19 protein-coding genes are annotated in these 16,802 nt (G+C 50.2%); 9 read left to right on the top strand and 10 right to left on the bottom strand.

Annotated elements, in window-relative coordinates:
• Positions 1–5: 5 nt before the first annotated feature.
• Together RYZ26_RS09230 and RYZ26_RS09225 are read right to left on the bottom strand one after the other, a co-directional pair.
• Entirely contained in the window at positions 6–1,028 is a 1,023-nt protein-coding gene (locus tag RYZ26_RS09230; RefSeq protein ID WP_411576859.1) for an NAD(P)H-dependent flavin oxidoreductase, read from the bottom strand.
• Positions 1,029–1,039: 11 nt separating this feature from the next.
• Positions 1,040–2,266, bottom strand: a complete 1,227-nt coding sequence (locus tag RYZ26_RS09225) for an aspartate kinase (RefSeq protein ID WP_317682905.1) — start codon at positions 2,264–2,266, stop codon at positions 1,040–1,042.
• A gap of 190 nt (positions 2,267–2,456) precedes the next feature.
• Between RYZ26_RS09225 and RYZ26_RS09220 the strand changes: the two genes are divergently transcribed.
• Entirely contained in the window at positions 2,457–3,245 is a 789-nt protein-coding gene (locus RYZ26_RS09220; protein ID WP_317682904.1) for a substrate-binding periplasmic protein, read from the top strand.
• A gap of 95 nt (positions 3,246–3,340) precedes the next feature.
• Positions 3,341–4,078, top strand: a complete 738-nt coding sequence (gene ubiG, locus RYZ26_RS09215) for a bifunctional 2-polyprenyl-6-hydroxyphenol methylase/3-demethylubiquinol 3-O-methyltransferase UbiG (RefSeq protein ID WP_317682903.1) — start codon at positions 3,341–3,343, stop codon at positions 4,076–4,078.
• Here ubiG and RYZ26_RS09210 read toward each other — a convergent pair whose 3' ends face one another.
• Positions 4,079–5,239: a hypothetical protein gene (locus RYZ26_RS09210; protein ID WP_317682902.1), complete on the bottom strand. Its 1,161-nt coding sequence runs from the start codon at positions 5,237–5,239 to the stop codon at positions 4,079–4,081.
• A gap of 134 nt (positions 5,240–5,373) precedes the next feature.
• On the opposite strand from RYZ26_RS09210, the gene RYZ26_RS09205 reads away from it, so the two are divergent.
• From RYZ26_RS09205 to RYZ26_RS09195, 3 genes are all read left to right on the top strand, one after another.
• A complete protein-coding gene (locus tag RYZ26_RS09205; protein WP_317682901.1) occupies positions 5,374–7,269 on the top strand; it encodes a transglycosylase domain-containing protein in 1,896 nt (631 codons plus the stop codon).
• Positions 7,270–7,317: 48 nt separating this feature from the next.
• Positions 7,318–7,968, top strand: a complete 651-nt coding sequence (elbB, locus tag RYZ26_RS09200; protein ID WP_317682900.1) for an isoprenoid biosynthesis glyoxalase ElbB — start codon at positions 7,318–7,320, stop codon at positions 7,966–7,968.
• An 81-nt stretch (positions 7,969–8,049) separates the two neighbouring features.
• On the top strand, positions 8,050–8,514 hold the full coding sequence (locus RYZ26_RS09195) for a DUF302 domain-containing protein (protein ID WP_317682899.1): 465 nt from the start codon (positions 8,050–8,052) through the stop codon (positions 8,512–8,514).
• 1 nt (position 8,515) lies between these two features.
• Here the strand turns inward: RYZ26_RS09195 and RYZ26_RS09190 are convergent, their stop codons facing one another.
• The gene (locus RYZ26_RS09190) at positions 8,516–8,734 is read right to left on the bottom strand and encodes a DUF1127 domain-containing protein (RefSeq protein ID WP_317682898.1); all 219 of its coding nucleotides are present in this window, start codon (positions 8,732–8,734) and stop codon (positions 8,516–8,518) included.
• Positions 8,735–8,840: 106 nt separating this feature from the next.
• Here RYZ26_RS09190 and RYZ26_RS09185 point away from each other — a divergent pair, with 106 nt between their 5' ends.
• The 3 genes from RYZ26_RS09185 to RYZ26_RS09175 are packed head-to-tail and all read left to right on the top strand — an operon-like array spanning position 8,841 to position 10,806.
• Positions 8,841–9,755 carry a transcriptional regulator GcvA gene (locus RYZ26_RS09185; protein ID WP_317682897.1) on the top strand — a complete coding sequence of 305 codons (915 nt, stop codon included), beginning with the start codon at positions 8,841–8,843 and terminating at the stop codon, positions 9,753–9,755.
• 58 nt (positions 9,756–9,813) lie between these two features.
• Complete coding sequence (locus RYZ26_RS09180) at positions 9,814–10,377, top strand: DJ-1/PfpI family protein (protein WP_317682896.1); 564 nt, start codon at positions 9,814–9,816, stop codon at positions 10,375–10,377.
• A gap of 30 nt (positions 10,378–10,407) precedes the next feature.
• Entirely contained in the window at positions 10,408–10,806 is a 399-nt protein-coding gene (locus RYZ26_RS09175; RefSeq protein WP_317682895.1) for a ribbon-helix-helix domain-containing protein, read from the top strand.
• Between the two features lies 1 nt (position 10,807).
• Here RYZ26_RS09175 and argB read toward each other — a convergent pair whose 3' ends face one another.
• From argB to rpmH, 6 genes are all read right to left on the bottom strand, one after another.
• On the bottom strand, positions 10,808–11,743 hold the full coding sequence (argB, locus tag RYZ26_RS09170; protein ID WP_317682894.1) for an acetylglutamate kinase: 936 nt from the start codon (positions 11,741–11,743) through the stop codon (positions 10,808–10,810).
• Positions 11,740–12,393, bottom strand: coding sequence for a ribosome biogenesis GTP-binding protein YihA/YsxC (yihA, locus tag RYZ26_RS09165; protein WP_317682893.1), 654 nt, complete (start codon positions 12,391–12,393; stop codon positions 11,740–11,742). Before yihA ends, argB begins: the two co-directional genes overlap by 4 nt.
• Before the next feature lie 82 nt (positions 12,394–12,475).
• Positions 12,476–14,200 carry a membrane protein insertase YidC gene (gene yidC, locus RYZ26_RS09160; protein WP_317682892.1) on the bottom strand — a complete coding sequence of 575 codons (1,725 nt, stop codon included), beginning with the start codon at positions 14,198–14,200 and terminating at the stop codon, positions 12,476–12,478.
• Between the two features lie 82 nt (positions 14,201–14,282).
• Positions 14,283–14,555, bottom strand: a complete 273-nt coding sequence (yidD, locus tag RYZ26_RS09155; protein WP_317682891.1) for a membrane protein insertion efficiency factor YidD — start codon at positions 14,553–14,555, stop codon at positions 14,283–14,285.
• Positions 14,552–14,980, bottom strand: coding sequence for a ribonuclease P protein component (rnpA, locus tag RYZ26_RS09150; protein WP_317682890.1), 429 nt, complete (start codon positions 14,978–14,980; stop codon positions 14,552–14,554). The genes yidD and rnpA overlap by 4 nt, the downstream gene beginning before the upstream one ends.
• 34 nt (positions 14,981–15,014) lie before the next feature.
• Positions 15,015–15,149, bottom strand: a complete 135-nt coding sequence (gene rpmH / locus RYZ26_RS09145) for a 50S ribosomal protein L34 (RefSeq protein ID WP_084148863.1) — start codon at positions 15,147–15,149, stop codon at positions 15,015–15,017.
• A 384-nt stretch (positions 15,150–15,533) separates the two neighbouring features.
• On the opposite strand from rpmH, the gene RYZ26_RS09140 reads away from it, so the two are divergent.
• The gene (locus RYZ26_RS09140; RefSeq protein ID WP_317682889.1) at positions 15,534–16,772 is read left to right on the top strand and encodes a polyhydroxyalkanoate depolymerase; all 1,239 of its coding nucleotides are present in this window, start codon (positions 15,534–15,536) and stop codon (positions 16,770–16,772) included.
• The last annotated feature ends 30 nt before the right edge of the window (positions 16,773–16,802 follow it).

The following is a 16,802-nucleotide window of genomic DNA, read 5'->3' as shown; positions in this document are numbered from 1 at the left end:
TCTTGTTAAGCAGACTGACGTGTTGCAAGCACTTCGCACGCCTGGTCGACCAACTCCTCAAGAATTTCAGAAACGGGCTGTTCTTTCTTTACCATACCAACGGACTGTCCGGCCATAACTGATCCGTATTCCACATCCCCGTCGATAACGGCTTTACGCAACGCACCTGCCCAGAAATGTTCGATTTCCAGCTGGGCGGCTTCTTTTTCAACTTCGCCTGCATTGAATTTTTCAATGACGCGACGCTGTGTTGCCATAAATTCGTCCGTACCTTTGTTATTCAACGCGCGTACCGGAATAACCGGGAAGTTTGGATCGATTTGCAAGGTCGTCATCGCATCTTTGGCACCTGCGCGGATGAAGGCTTTCTTGAAGTTTTCATGCGCGATACATTCGGTTGCACAGACAAAACGGGTGCCGAGCTGAACACCCGCTGCGCCCATTTCAAGGTAAGACAGCATGGCTTCGCCGCGACCAATGCCACCCGCAACAAAGATCGGCACATCCTTAATCTGCGGCAGAATTTCCTGTGCCAGAACAGAGGTGACAACCGGGCCAATGTGACCGCCAGCTTCCGCGCCTTCAATCACCAGCGCGTCGGCACCGTTGCGGATCAGGCGTTTGGCCAGAACTAGGGCTGGGGAGAAACAAACAACTTTCGCCCCGAAGTCTTTGGCTTGTTTGATCGATGCACCGGATGGCAGACCACCCGCCAGCACTACGTGAGTAACTTCATGTTCTTTACAGACATCAATCAATTTATCCAGATCAGGATGCATGGTGATCAGATTGACACCGAACGGCTTGTCAGTCATCGCTTTGGTGGCTGCGATTTCTTCTGACAGCAAATCCGGTGTCATTGATCCACAGGCAATGACGCCGAAGCCGCCAGCGTTGGACAAGGCAGAAACAAGGTTGCGTTCTGATACCCAGGACATGGCCCCGCCAAGGATGGCATATTCGCATCCCAAAAAGTCACGCCCACGCGCCCAGAGTTTATCCAATTGTTGTTTGGCAGCTTCGTTCATCATTTTTATCCTTAGTCTTCTTCTGCATCCAGGCCATAGGCAGAGTGCAATGCACGGATGGCCAGTTCAAGATATTCTTCCGCAATCAGGACAGAAACCTTGATCTCGGATGTTGTAATAACCTGAATGTTGATGCCTTTTTCAGCCAGCGCCTGGAACATGGTTGCCGCCACACCAGCGTGTGTACGCATGCCAACACCGACAACAGAAATCTTAACAACGTCACCATCAGAGGTCATACGTTCATATTCGATTTCGTCTTTCTTTTCTTCCAGTAACGTCAAGGCACGTTGCAGATCACCGCGTGGAACCGTAAAGGTCATATCGGTTTTCTTGCCGTCTTCAGAAACGTTCTGTACGATCATGTCAACGTTGATGCTGGTATCAGCCAACGGGCCGAAGATGCCAGCAGAAACGCCGGGACGGTCAGCAACGCCAACCAGAGTGATTTTTGCTTCATCACGCGAATACGCGATGCCGCTTACGAGTTCTTGTTCCACGATTTCATCCTCCCCGCAAACCAAGGTTCCGGGTTTTTCTTCAAAAGAGGTCAATACCTGCAGGCGCACATCATGCTTCATCGCCATTTCTACAGAACGGGTCTGCAGAACCTTGGCGCCGAGCGAGGCCAGTTCAAGCATTTCTTCATAAGTGATTTTATCAAGCTTCTTCGCTTTTGCCACGATCCGGGGATCGGTCGTATAAATCCCGTCCACATCGGTATAGATGTCACAACGATCAGCATTTGCCGCCGCAGCCAAAGCCACAGCCGACGTATCAGAGCCACCGCGACCCAGTGTGGTCACACGGCCATCATCACCAACTCCCTGGAAACCAGGGACAACGACAACTTCACCGCTTTTCATGCGGGCATCAATTTCATCGGTGCCGATATCTTCGATACGTGCTTTTGCATGAATGCTATCGGTGCGGATTGGAATCTGCCAGCCCTGCCAGGAGCGGGCGGCAATACCCATGGATTGAAGAACGATGGCCAGCAGCCCGGAAGTAACCTGTTCACCAGAAGAAACCACAACGTCGTATTCGCGCGCATCATACATGGGTGATGCGTCTTCGCAATAACCGACAAGCTGGTTGGTGACACCGGACATGGCGGAAACCACGACGGCCACTTCATTGCCTGCATCCACTTCGTTCTTCACCCGTTGAGCGACATTCCTGATCCGGTCGAGGTCGGCCACTGATGTGCCGCCAAATTTCATTACGATCCGAGCCATTTGAAGAAATGTTCCTTAGGCGAAAGTCAAAAAGGGATTGTTCATTTTCGCGTTTTATCCCAGCAAGAAAAAGCCTGTCCCCGTAAGATATCCACGCGCGCGTATACATACTCTTAAACAGGAGGCGATAGCAAGCCAAATACGTTGCCTGTCATATACATCAACGAAAAATGGTGATATGATCCAACTCATGACAAGTTTTGTTTTTAAAGCTGTTTTCAACCTGCATTTTATAATCTTATGTCTCATTATCCTGCAGACCACTACTGTGCGCGCGGATGACCATAACAGCTATTTGTTTGTTGGCACCACTTTCCCCCGCATTCTTGAAAAAGATGACCAGAATAAACCTGTTGGTGTTTCGGTCGATCTTTTGCAAAAAATATCAAAGATCACAGGGGACACCTATGAGGTCCGCATCCTTCCCTGGACACGGGCGCTGCAAATGATTAAACGCGGGGAAGCCAGCGGGTTGATCGGCCCTTACTTCTCACTCGAACGTCAGAAATTTATGGACTATAGCGACAGCCCGTTCTATGCCGATAAAATGATTTTCATCAGCCGGGCCGTCGATGAATTCAAATGGCACGGGGACTATGAACAGCTTATGGGCTATAAAATCCTGACCATCAAAAACTGGTTTTACGGCACTGCCTTCGAACAGATACGTGAAAAGCTGAATATTTATGAAGCCGTTTCTTCCGACAATGTGCTGGATATGCTTTATCATAACAGAACAGACCTGGTTGCACTGAATGAACGCACGGCCAGACTGAAAATCCAACAGAACAACGTGGAAAGGCTGATCCGAATCACGCCGCATCCAATCAATATCATCAAGGGATATTTCGGCTTTTCAAAGAAGCGGTCTGAGAAATCCTTGCAGACACGTTTCAACAAGGCATTGACCCATCTCTATGAAAATGGCGAGATTAAATCCATCAACGCGCAATATGGCTTGTCCTTTAGCGGCTTTTAAAGAATTGGGTGCATTTAACACTGGCAATGTGTAAGAGCGGCGTATAAATAGTATGCAATCTGCCAATCACTGACTTTCCTTATGGAGCATCCGCCATGTCCTCAACCACCGTAAATCCTGATGAAGTTGCCTGGTTTACAGCTATTGCAGATGAATGGTGGGACCCAAATGGCAAATTTCGCCCGCTCCACAAGTTTAACCCGACGCGCCTGACCTTTATCCGCAATCAGTTGTGCGCCCACTTCGGCCTGGATGCAACAGCTGAACAGCCGCTTAAGGGGCTGAAATTGTTGGATATTGGCTGTGGCGGCGGTTTAATTTCTGAACCGCTGTGCCGTATGGGTGCGGAAATGACCAGCATCGATGCCGGTGATAAAAACATCAAAACTGCCATGGTCCATGCCGAAGCAGGTGGGCTGGAAATTGATTATCGCTGCGTCTTCCCCGAAGACCTCGCCAAGGAAGGTGTGCAGTATGACGCGGTTCTGAACATGGAAGTCATTGAACATGTGGCCGACATTGACGCTTTCCTTGAAGCGTCTTGTTCACTGGTAAAACCGGGCGGGGCCATGATCGGTGCAACCCTGAACCGCACGGTAAAATCTTTTGCCATGGCAAAAGTCGGGGCGGAATATATTCTGGGCTGGTTGCCACGCGGCACACACGAATTTGCAAAATTTGTCAAACCCAGCGAATTTGCCGATGGGCTGCGCAAGAACGGTCTGGAAGTTCAGCAGTTAAATGGCATGACGTTCAATCCGTTTCGCGATAGCTGGTCACTAACCAATGATCTGGGTGTGAACTATCTGTTGTTTGCAACAAAGGGCGAATAATTACTCGCCGTCTTCCTCAAGAGACTTCATAAAGTCCAGAACCTTGTCTTTCAAAGAGGCAACAGCCGTCTTGCATGCCACGCGGAATTGTTCATTATCCTTGGCTTCAAGGTGGATAAAACTGTCAACGGTCGGGCGTAAAACTTCAACTGCCAACGCAGGTTCACCCAGAATTGATGGCAACTGGTCGCCAAAAGTTTCTTTCATCGCAACGATGGTTGCATCCAGTCGATCCAGGTTCAGGCGGCTCATTTCCGTCAGATTTTCAGCCGCAATATAGGCCAGCACATCGCCATAGATTTCGATGCGGGCATTATCCAGTTCGGTACAATGATCGAAGAAAGCCTTGTCGCGTTTAAAGAAGTCCCAGGCTGTTTCCCCCATCGCCTTGATGAAAGAAGCCACTAAATCTTTGCGCCAATATAGAATGCCCGGAATGGCTGCTGCCCCATGGGCCACCACATTTCGGAAATAAACACCGACAGCTTCTTTAACTTTTTTGAAATCCTCGTGATGAACTTCCACCACCTCACGGCCATGCTCAACATCCTGAATGGCCAACACATCGTCATTCAACACCAGAAGATGGGCAATCGGTAATTCATCACGATAATATTCCAGCAGGTCCAGCTGCCAGTCAAAACCGATAACCCGTTTCATGGCATCGAATTTCTTAGCCCCTTCTTTTAAGCGGACCTTCTTTTTCACTGTCACTTCCTTGGTGAAGAACACCATGGATTTGACTTTTTTCTTCTGTTTCTTGGTGATGATCTCGCCATCATTGCGGATGAAGAAACGCCGCGCGCAGGTGGAGATCAACAGCTTCTGCACCTGTTGCAGCGTCACCCCACAGGCCGTTTCGGTCATGTCATCCACAATGGGATCACCAGCTTTATCGATGACACTTTCAGAAAACAGGTCGATATTATCACGAAAGATCTGGAAGAAATCGCGCAGGTTTGACGGTTCATTCAGGATCGCGTCAAAATCGAGTTCTTTGTCCAGCAAGTCGTTATCGTGCAACAGGGTGATCGCGTTTTTCGTCCCCTGGATAATCTGCCCCTTTACCGCCTTATCGACCGCCACATTGGGCGGGATCTGGATCGAAATGGCTTCGATCTTCGGCTTCTTGGGTTTCCCGACTTCTTCTTCTTCCGACATACGCTTGCAGAACTCATTGCTTTTAAATTTCTTTTTGCATTATGCACAGAAAATTTCCCTTTAGAAATACAAAAAAGCCGTTTTTTCATCCTGTTTTAATAGAATCATAACACGCCATGGTGCATAAGCATCCCATGAGCCAGAAAAAGAAAACAAAACGCCAAACAAAAAAAGCCCCGCCAAAACCTCGCATCACCCTGAAACGTGCGATGATGTGGCTGGCAACCATCGGGGTCTGGGGCTGCATCGCTTTGGGTGCGGTACTGGTGTATTATGCCTACGACCTGCCGGAAATCGACAACGCCATGGAGGTGGACCGCCGCCCCGGCCTGACGTTACTGTCCAGTGATGGAATCGTCATTGCCACCAGTGGTGATTTATACGGCGAAGCCCTACAGGTCAGTGACTTACCTGAATATCTCCCACAGGCCATCATGGCGACAGAAGATCGCCGATTCTATGATCATTTCGGCGTAGATGTCATTGGTCTGGCCCGCGCCCTTGTCACCAACGTCATGGCAGGACGGGTGCGACAGGGGGGATCAACGCTCACTCAGCAAGTGGCGAAAAACCTGTTTTTATCACCGGAACGTTCCATCAAACGTAAAGTGCAGGAACTGCTGCTTGCCCTCTGGCTGGAACATAAATTCACCAAGGATCAAATTTTCACCCTTTATCTGAACCGGGTCTATTTCGGGGCAGGTACCTATGGGGTAGAAGCCGCTGCGCGAAAATATTTTTCAAAATCGGCGCGCAATCTGTCTTTATACGAATCCGCATTGATCGCTGGCCTGTTAAAAGCCCCCAGCCGCTATAATCCGCTGGCAAGCCCCAAACAGGCCGCTCAACGCACATCAGTTGTGCTGATGAATATGGTGAATGCGGGTTACCTGACCCAGACCCAAGCCGACCAGGCCAAACGTCATAAAAAGCGCGTCATAAAATCCGCCAAGCCCCATAAGGCCGGACAGTATTTTGCCAATTGGGTGATGGATCAGGTGCGTGATTATATCGGCCCGGTCAAAAAAGATTTAACCGTTATCACCACGCTGGACATGAAGCTGCAACGAGATGCCGCCACCCAGATGCGCCGCATGCTGAATGCCGAAGGTAAAAAGAAAAACATCACCCAAAGCGCCATTGTCGTCCTTGCACCCGACGGGGCGGTGCGTGCCATGGTCGGGGGATATTCTTATGGCAAAAGTCAGTTTAACCGGGCAACACAGGCACGCCGCCAACCCGGTTCTGTCTTTAAACCCTTTGTCTTTCTCGCAGGGATTGAGCGCGGCATGACAGCTGAGACAACCATAAAAGATGAACCTGTCACCATCCAGAATTGGAAACCGCGTAACTATTCCGGTCAGTATCTGGGGGAAATTACCCTTTCCAAAGCGATGGCAGAATCGGTCAATACGGTTGCAGCCAAGGTCGGGCAAAAGGTTGGTTACCGCAATGTGGTGGAAACCGCCCACCGTCTGGGGATTACATCAGACCTCAAGGCACATCCATCCATCGCGCTTGGGTCCAGCGAAGTGAACTTGCTGGAACTGACAGCGGCTTATGGTCCCTTTGCCAATGGCGGATACGGTGTTTTCCCCTTTGGGATTGAAACCATCCGCGAGGCGGCAGGCGATGTTTTATACCAACGCACAGGCGGGGGCACAGGACGCATCGTTGCGCCCAATCATGTGGCAGAAATGAACAAGATGATGAAAGCCGTCATGATCGAAGGCACAGGCAAAAAAGCCAACATCAATCGCACCGTTGCGGGTAAAAGTGGAACATCACAGGGATTCCGGGATGCCTGGTTTGTCGGCTATAGCGCAGACCTGATCATGGGTGTCTGGATGGGCAATGATAATGAAAAGCCCATGAAAAAAGTCAGTGGTGGATCGCTGCCTGCAGAACTCTGGGGCAAGATCATGCATTCCGCGCACGCAAGCCTGCCACCCAAGCCCCTGCCCGGCGATGAACAGCCCGAACCTGTTGAAAAAGTAAAAGGCTTCTTTGAAAGACTCTTTGGAAATTAGACAACTTGGCCCATACTCCTGAAAAACATCTATAGGGAGTATTTGACAATGACAAAAATTGCGGTGGTTCTTTCCGGCTGTGGCGTGTTTGACGGCGCAGAAATCCATGAATCGGTTCTGACCCTGTTGGCGATCCAGCGTGCAGGGGCAAGCTATCAATGTTTCGCCCCCAATATCGACCAACACCATGTCATCAATCATATGACAGGCGATGAAATGGATGAAACCCGCAATGTTTTAGTCGAATCATCACGCATTGCCCGTGGCGATATCAAAGCCTTGTCAGATTATAATCCGGCTGATTTTGATGCACTGATGCTGCCGGGTGGATTTGGGGCTGCCAAAAACTTGTCGAGCTTTGCTCTTGATGGACCAGACTGTCAGGTAAACGCAGATGTAGCCGATGCCTTGAAAGCAACGCGCGCGGCCTCCAAACCCATCGGGGCGCTTTGTATCACCCCAGCGGTTCTGGCCAAAGTCTTTGGCGATGTGACCCTGACCATCGGTCAGGATGAAGGCACAGCTAGCGCGATTGAAACATTGGGCTGCACCCATGAAGCCACCGATCACGGCGAAATCATTGTGGATGAAGCCGCCAAGGTCGTCACCTCGCCCTGTTATATGCTGGACGCCAACATCGCGCAAATCGCCGATGGGGCGGAAGCTTGCGTGAACAAGGTGATTGCCCTTTCCAAATGAGAGGGCGTCACAGGTTTGTGATTTGCCTGTGAACACCTGTTTGGCCTATTGGAAATGATCCATAAAAATCGGAGACTTCCAATGTTAAACAAACTCAAAAAACTCTGCCTGTCCTTGCTGGTGGTTGGAACACTGTCCAGCCCGTCATTGGCAGGCAGCATGCCGTCTTTTCAGACGGTTGAAACCAACCAACCCTTTGCGGCTTATGTCGAAAATCTGAAAAAAGCCATCTCAGCCAATAAAATGGGTCTGGTGTCCCATGCCTGTGCCCATTGCGGAGCTAAGAAGATCGGTGTTGAAATTGCGGGCAATCAGGTCTTGATGGTCTATCACCCGCGCTTTGCTGTTCGTATGCTAAAAGCCAGCATCCCCGCAGGGATCGAAGCCCCGCTTCGTCTGTATGTAACGGAAGAAAAGGACGGCACGGCGAAACTGACCTACCGTCTGGCAAGCGATGTCTTTAAACCCTATGGTTCGGCCGAACTTGATAAAATGGCGCTTGAACTGGACGACATTCTGGCAAAGATCGCCAAAGACTCGCTCTAACCTATTTCCAGAAGGGTTTCGCACATTCACGGGCCACATCTTCTTGAGTTAAGCCCAGGTCATTCAAACGATATACATCCAGATTTTGCAGCTGCCTGCGTTGGGATGCGCGCCCATACATGCGCAAGGCAGTTGCAATAGACTTAGAAATAATGCCAGTAGGAAAAGCGAGTTTCACCATTGGCATTGGGGCCTTTTGGGCCTCAGATACGTTACACATATTCAGTCTCCTTTGATTTCTGAGCCCCAGACTGCCCGTCTTTTGATTTGCCTTCAAAGCATCATTTCTCTATCCTTCATGAGAAAAACTAAGGCTATGGCAGGATATGGCACGTAAACTTCCCTCATTAAACGGTCTCAAGGCCTTTGAAGCAGCAGCACGCCATGAAAGTTTCACCAAGGCAGCCGAGGAATTGTGCGTCACTCAAGGGGCCGTCAGTCATCAGGTCAAAGCATTGGAAGCGGAACTGGGCCTGAAACTTTTTGCACGTGAACCCCAGAAACTCACCCTGACACAGGCCGGGCAAGATTATTTGATCGTGATGCGCGATGCCTTTGACAGTATCGCCCATGGCACAGAACGATTGTTGAAAAGCCAGAATTCCCAAATCCTGACGCTGAGTATCTCCCCCAACTTTGCATCACAATGGTTGATCCATCGCCTGGGGCGCTTTGCCGAAGAACATCCGGATGTAGATCTACGCGTCAGTGCCAGCATGCGCCATACCGATTTTACCAGCGACGATGTAGATATCGCCATCCGCCATAGCGACGGTAATCTGCCCGGTCTGGATGTGACCAAGCTTTATACCGAAACCCTTTTTCCCGTCTGCAGTCCTGATCTGGACATCAAGACACCAAACGACCTTGCGCGCTACCCATTGCTGCATCTCGATAGCCGGGATGACTGGTTAAAGTGGCTGCGCGCAGCAGGCATTGAAGATATTGATCGCAGCCGGGGGCCGATTCTGAATCGGGCTACCCTGATCATTGATGCCTGTGTCGATGGGCAGGGCGTGGCCCTGGCACGCACCGGACTGGCCGCCCACAATCTGTTGAATGGCCGATTGGTTCGCCCCTTTGATATTGATTTATCCGTACCTTATTCTTACTGGATCGTTTGTCCTAAACAATCTGCTAACCTCCCGAAAATCAAGACTTTCAAAGACTGGGTGATGAAAGAAGCACGGGCAGAAAAGGCGCGGCTGGATCAGCTTTTTGGCGATGTAGTATCCGGGTAACACCCACGCCTGTTCATTGTCAGATAGAGTCTCCCCCATCAAAAACACGGAGGCTTTTATGAGCAAAAAAATCTTGATGATCACAGGTGATTTCACCGAAGACTATGAAACAATGGTTCCCTTTCAGGCCCTGATGGCGGTTGGCCATACGGTCGATGCGGTTTGTCCGGACAAGGCAGCAGGCGATGTGGTTGCCACAGCCATTCACGACTTTGAAGGCCATCAGACCTACACCGAAAAACCCGGTCATAACTTTGCCCTGAACGCGACCTTTGCCGATATCAAGGCAGAAGATTACGACGCGCTGGTCATCCCCGGCGGACGTGCGCCTGAATATTTGCGCCTGAACGACACTGTCATTGAAATGGTGCAACATTTCTTCCGCGCGAATAAACCGATTGCGGCCATCTGCCACGGCGCACAGCTTCTGGCCCCGGCAGGTGTTCTGGAAGGTCGCACGGTTTCTGCTTACCCGGCTTGCGCGCCGGAAGTAACCGCAGCAGGTGGCACTTATGCCGACATCGAAGTCACTGAAGCCGTAACGGACGGTAATCTGGTCACCGCACCCGCCTGGCCTGCACACCCTAGCTGGCTTGCGCAATTTATGGCATTGTTGAAATAGTCAGATACCAACCGACAAAAGGAGTTTTCCATGTGCCAGTTATTTATCGGTGCTGAAAGTGATATGTGGGTCAGCCAGTCAAAGTCCCTGCGCATTGACGGTGTCGCCACCTCCATCCGCATGGAAAACTTCTTCTGGTCAACATTGCAGGAAATTGCCTATCGTGATTGCATGACGGTGAACCAGCTGATCACCAAACTATATCACGAATCCATTGATGCAGAACATGATCTGGGCAATTTCACATCTTTCTTGCGGGTCTGTTGTTCCCGCTATCTCGCGCTCATTGCCGCAGGCGATGTTTCAGCCTCATTGGATAAGGAACTGGGCAATGTGGCAGCGGACGATATCCTGATGCGGGAAAAAGCCCGTCGCCAATCCATCGCCCTTAAAGTCGCTACCCTGCCCAATGGGCAGAAGCTGAATTAAATCAACCTTCCGAACTGCGAACCATGGTGCCTGCACCATGTTCGGTAAAGATTTCCAACAAAACAGCATGGGGCACACGGCCATCCATGATGACGGCGGCGTTGACGCCCGGTGCATCTTCATTTGGTTCAACCGCATTCAGACATGTTTCGATCTTCGGAATCATGCCACCGTTGATGGTGCCGTCCGCGATCATGTTACGGGCTTCATCGGCGTTCATTTCCTGAATTAGATTCTTGTCCTTATCCAGAACCCCTGCAATATCCGTCAGCATCAAAAGACGCTTGGCATCAATGGCAGAAGCAATCGCACCCGCTGCGGTATCCGCATTGATGTTAAACGTTTCTCCATTTGGCCCCGCCCCGATCGGCGCGATGACCGGAATAATGTCGGATTCCAGAAAGCTGTCCAGAATATGCGGGGTGATCACTGCAGGTTCCCCCACAAAGCCCAGATCCAGAACACGTTCAATGTTCGATTCCGGGTCTTTCTTGGTGCGATGCAGTTTCTTGGCTTCGATTAGATGACCGTCTTTACCGGACAGACCAACGGCAAAACCACCCGCCTGATTGATATCAGCCACGATAGATTTGTTGATAGAACCGGACAAAACCATTTCCACCACATCAACGGTGGCCTGGTCCGTTACGCGCAGACCATCGATAAAATCACTTTCTACTGCCAGACGTTCCAGCATGCGGCCGATTTGCGGACCACCACCATGCACAACAACCGGGTTAATGCCCACTTGTTTCAACAGCACAATGTCTTTGGCAAACAGTTTGGCCAATGCCGGATCACCCATCGCGTGCCCGCCATATTTGATCACCACAGTTTCACCGGCATAGCGCTGCATATAAGGCAGGGCTTCTGACAGGGTGACAGCTTGGGACAGGTAATCCTGTTCAGTCATATTCGAGGTATCTAGCGTGGTCATAATTCAAACTCTTTCACCAAACGGCCAATTGTTGCGCGAACTTCGGGAATGCCCGTTCCTTTTTCAGAACTGGTCACCAGAATTTCAGGGTGGGCCGCTGGATGCTTCACTAATTCTTTTTCGATATTGGAAATATGTTTTTCCAACTCGCTTTTCTTGGCTTTATCAGCCTTGGTGACGATGACCTGATAGGACATGGCTGCCGTATCCATCATTTCCATCACCGGACGGTCGGTATTCTTGATGCCATGGCGCCCGTCGATCAGAACGAAAGCGCGGCGCAGTTGCGGACGGCCACGCAGGTAGGCAAAGACAACTTCCTGCCATTTCTTGACTTCCTTGACCGGCGCCTTGGCATAGCCATAACCCGGCTGGTCACAGAAAACCAGCTGGTCGATCACCTTGAAGAAATTGAGCTGCTGTGTACGCCCCGGTGTGCTGGAAGTGCGCGCAAGGTTCGTACGTCCGCACAAAGCATTGATCAGACTGGATTTCCCCACATTGGATCGCCCGGCAAAACAGACTTCCACCGCGCTTGTATTGGGCAATTGCACAAGGTCAGCAACCCCAAGCATGAAGTCGGTCTGCTGGGTAAAAAGCCAGCGGCCGAATTCAAGTTCTTCTTCTGTAAATGTTTTTTCGTCTGTCATGTTGTCTACTTAACATAAAAATGAACCCCTGCGAAGGCAGGGGTTCATGTATTTGAAAATTGTTTTGATGATCTCAAACCGCTTAGGAAGGTTTCTTTTCCATACGTTTGATGATCGCCCACTGTTGTGCGATGGACAGAACGTTGTTCCACACCCAGTAGATCACCAGTCCAGCGGGGAATGCCGCCAGCATGAAGGTAAAGACCACTGGCAGGAACATCATCACTTTCGCCTGTACCGGATCAGCAGGCTGTGGGTTCAGTTTCTGTTGCAGGAACATGGACACACCCATCAGCAACGGCCAGATACCAATCATCAGGATCTGTGGCGGATCCCAAGGGATCAGACCAAACATGTTGAAGATAGAGGTTGGGTCCGGCGCGGACAAATCCTGAATCCAGCCATAAAACGGCGCGTGGCGCATTTCGATCGAAACGAACAGCACTTTATAGAGAGAAAAGAACACAGGGATCTGCAGTAGAATCGGCAGACAACCGGATGCCGGATTCGCTTTCTCGCGTTTATAAAGCGCCATCATTTCCTGGTTCAGACGTTGCTTGTCGTCGCCAAATTTCTTTTGCAGTTCTTTGATCTTCGGTGAAAGGGTCTTCATCTTCGCCATGGAACGATAAGACGTGTTCGCCAATGGGAAGAATGCGACCTTCACAGCAACAGTCAGGGCCAGAATCGCAAGACCATAGTTGCCAAGGTGACTATAGAGCCAGGACATCGCAATAAAGAATGGCTTGGTGATAAAGAAGAACCAACCGAAATCGATTGCCAGATCAAATTCAGCAACATTCAGTGATTCGCTGTAGCCTTGCAGCAGGTTCAACTCTTTTGCACCAGCAAACAGGTTGCTTGTAAAGCTTACTGTCTGACCAGGCCCTGCTTTCAGCTGTGGGCCCAGATAATCAGACTGATACTTATCAACATTACCTTCAGCGCGGTAGTGGCTGAAACGATGGTTGACCATGGCGTTCTGGTCAGGAACCAGGGCGGTCAGCCAATATTTGTCCGTAATGCCGATCCAGCCGCCTTTAACAGGGTCGATCTTGCGGGTACCTGTTTCCTGCAGATCATCGTAATCCAGTTCTTCCAGAACCTGATCAAACACACCCAGCAGACCTTCATGCAGAATGAAGAAGCCGCTTGTTTGCGGTGTGCCGGAACGTGAAATCAGACCATAAGGATAAAGGTCAACTTCAGCCGCACTGGTATTGGCAACAGTATCATTGATGGAGAAAACATAGTTTTCATCCAGTGCGATATTACGCTGGAAAATCAGGCCTTCGCCGTTATCCCATGTAAGATTGACAGAACCGCCAGCCTTCAAAGTCTGACTGTCTGTCGCCCAGACGGTATCGGCTGTTGGGACTTTGACGTTTGGCGCAGACCAACCGAACTCGGCGTAGTACGCGTTCTGCAGACCTTTTGGGTTCAACAGGGTAATCTCAGGGCTGTCTTCTGCCAATTCTTCGCGGTAATCGATCAGGGTCAGATCATCGATGCGGCCACCCTGTACGGAAATGGATCCGTGCAGGCGGGGCGATTCAATTTTGATACGGGCAGACGCATCCAACTTTTCACTGCGGGTTTCAACCGCTTTCTTAATCGCATCGGCTGCACCGGGAATCTGTGGTGCAAAGGATGGATCACCGGCTGGTGCCTGCGGTGCAGCGCCTTGCACCTGGGTGGTTTGCTCTTCCTGCACAGGCACATCTGCCGGCGGGAAGAAATATTGGAAGCCAAATAGAATCGCGACTGACAGAGCAATCGCTAAAATCATATTTTTCTGGTCGTTCATCTAGGCTTTATCCACCAAGGTGGCCCCTGTCTGTTTCAAAACGCCTTGTTGTACAGAAAAACTGTTACAAAATAAGGACGTTTTACTCCGCTTTGTCATGATTCGAACCACAACAGGAACTGCGCGATTCGTTTTCCTCTGGTACCGGGTCATAACCTGACCTGCCCCAGGGATGGCAACGAAAGATACGCCCTAATGCCAGTTTGCAGCCTTTAAAGGCCCCAAATCGGTCGATGGCTTGCAGTGCATAAGCTGAACAGGACGGTGTGTACCGACAGGTCCCTGGCAGAATCGGAGAAATACCATACTGATAAACCCGCACCAGCGCTTTTGCACAAAAAGCCAAAGGGTTCATGTCTTTCCCTTTGCCTTTTGCCCTTGGGCCGGGGCGTCCACATGGACACCCGTACGCCACAGGGCGGTCTTGAGATCTTTTTCCAGATCAGCAAAGGAACGGGTTATCGTTTCTTTGCGGCCGATCAGAACCAGATCAAAACCGGATCGGGCCTTCTTAAACAAGACAAGGTCAGCAATGGCCCGAAGTCTGCGCCTTGCGCGATTGCGCTGTGGTGCATTTCCAACCTTTTTGCTGACCGTAAAACCGATCCGAATGTCCGGTTGCCCCTCCGGTATCGCAAAGCCCGCCCCCTTATATAAAGAAGATAAAGGTTTGGTGCGTTTGCGGATTTGTAAGATCAGGCCGGGTGTAACCCATTTCCGTCGGGTCGAAGCGACCTGAAGAAATTCACGCCGTTTTTTGAGACGTGGCAGACGGGACATACCCAACCATCCTTACTTCGGGCAAGACTGCTACTTAAGCAGACAGTTTCTTGCGGCCTTTGGCGCGACGAGCAGAAAGTACGCGGCGACCTGCAACAGTAGCCATACGGCTACGGAAACCATGGCGGCGTTTGCGAACAAGCTTGCTGGGCTGATACGTGCGTTTCACGGGTCAACTCCGAAAATAAAGTGAAAACTAAGTAAACGAGCGTCGGTGTATAAGGGGTTGATCGGCTTAAGTCAACGGACTCATTACATGAAAACGTCATAAAAGTCAGTTTCGCACATTTGTCATAAGAAAAAACTGGATTATAGGCGAACAATCATGCTATTGTGCAGCGCACACAAAAAATGCTGCACCGCAACTAACGCTACCATACTTATATTAGGGGTGAACATGTTCATTCTTTGGTATAATTGTGCGTAAATTAGTTGACGATTGAAACATTTTAATAATATTTTGCGAGTTCTCAGTTATTAAAACGATTATACTTAGGCAAATAGATAACTTGGATTTCAAAAAGAATCCTGACCAACTAAGGAAAAACGTCGCATGCTTTATCAATTCTATGAATTCCAACATTCAGTATGGTCCCCATTTCGCCATGCTGCGGAAAAAATGGAAGAGGTTTTCCGCTCTCCCTTTATGCCTGTGTCTTACACACCGATGGGACGTGCAATTGCGGCAAGCTGCCATTTGTTTGAGCGCGTAACACGCCGCTACATCAAACCGGAATTCGGCCTGCATACAACTGAAATCGAAGGCAATGAAGTTGCGGTGGATGAAGAAGTTGTCCTGCACAAGCCCTTCTGCGAACTACTGCACTTCAAGCGTCACACCAAGCAGAAACATCCAAAGCTGTTGGTTGTTGCCCCCCTGTCCGGTCACTACGCAACGCTATTGCGTGGTACCGTTGAAGCACTGCTGCCCGATCATGACGTTTACATCACAGACTGGATCAACGCGCGTGACGTCTGCACAAGCCACGGCACGTTCAATCTGGATGACTATATCGAATATATTATGTACTTCCTGCACCACCTGGGTCCAAATACCCACGTGCTTGCGGTCTGTCAGCCATCCGTTCCGGTTCTGGCAGCCGTATCGCTGATGGCAGAAGACGAAGATTACTGTGCGCCATCTTCCATGACGCTGATGGGTGGCCCGATCGATACCCGCGTCAGCCCGACCGAAGTAAACAAACTGGCCGAAGAAAAAGACATCGAATGGTTTGAACAAAGCGTTATCGCGCAGGTTCCCGTGAACTATCCCGGCTTTATGCGCCATGTCTATCCTGGCTTCATGCAGCTGACGGGCTTTATGACCATGAACCTGGAACGTCACGTCGGTGCCCACCTGAACCTTTATAACCACATGATCGAAGGCGATGGCGATTCGGCAGAAGATCACCGCATTTTCTATGATGAATATCTGTCTGTTATGGACCTGCCAGCGGAATTCTATCTGCAAACACTGAAAACCGTGTTTATGGATCACTCCCTGCCGATGGATGACATGAACTGGCGTGACCGCAAAGTTCACCCGTCTGCAATCAAAAAGACCGCCCTTTTCACCATCGAAGGGGAAAAGGACGACATCACAGGTCGCGGTCAGACAGAAGCAGCCCATACCATCTGTACCAACATTCCAAAGGACAAGCAGAAACACATCCTGCACCCAAACGTTGGTCACTACGGTATCTTCAATGGCCGTCGCTGGCGTGAAGAGATCAAGCCAATGGTTGCCCAGTTCATTCTGGAACATGATGCAGAGCTTGAGCCAAAGAAATAAGCGTTTCTAATTCGCTGGAATTATCAGGGC

Source organism: Terasakiella sediminum (assembly GCF_033100395.1).
In the GTDB taxonomy this organism is placed as follows: Bacteria; Pseudomonadota; Alphaproteobacteria; order Rhodospirillales; family Terasakiellaceae; genus Terasakiella.
Note: the sequence above shows the minus strand (reverse complement) of the source record. Positions and strands in the feature narration are given on the sequence as shown.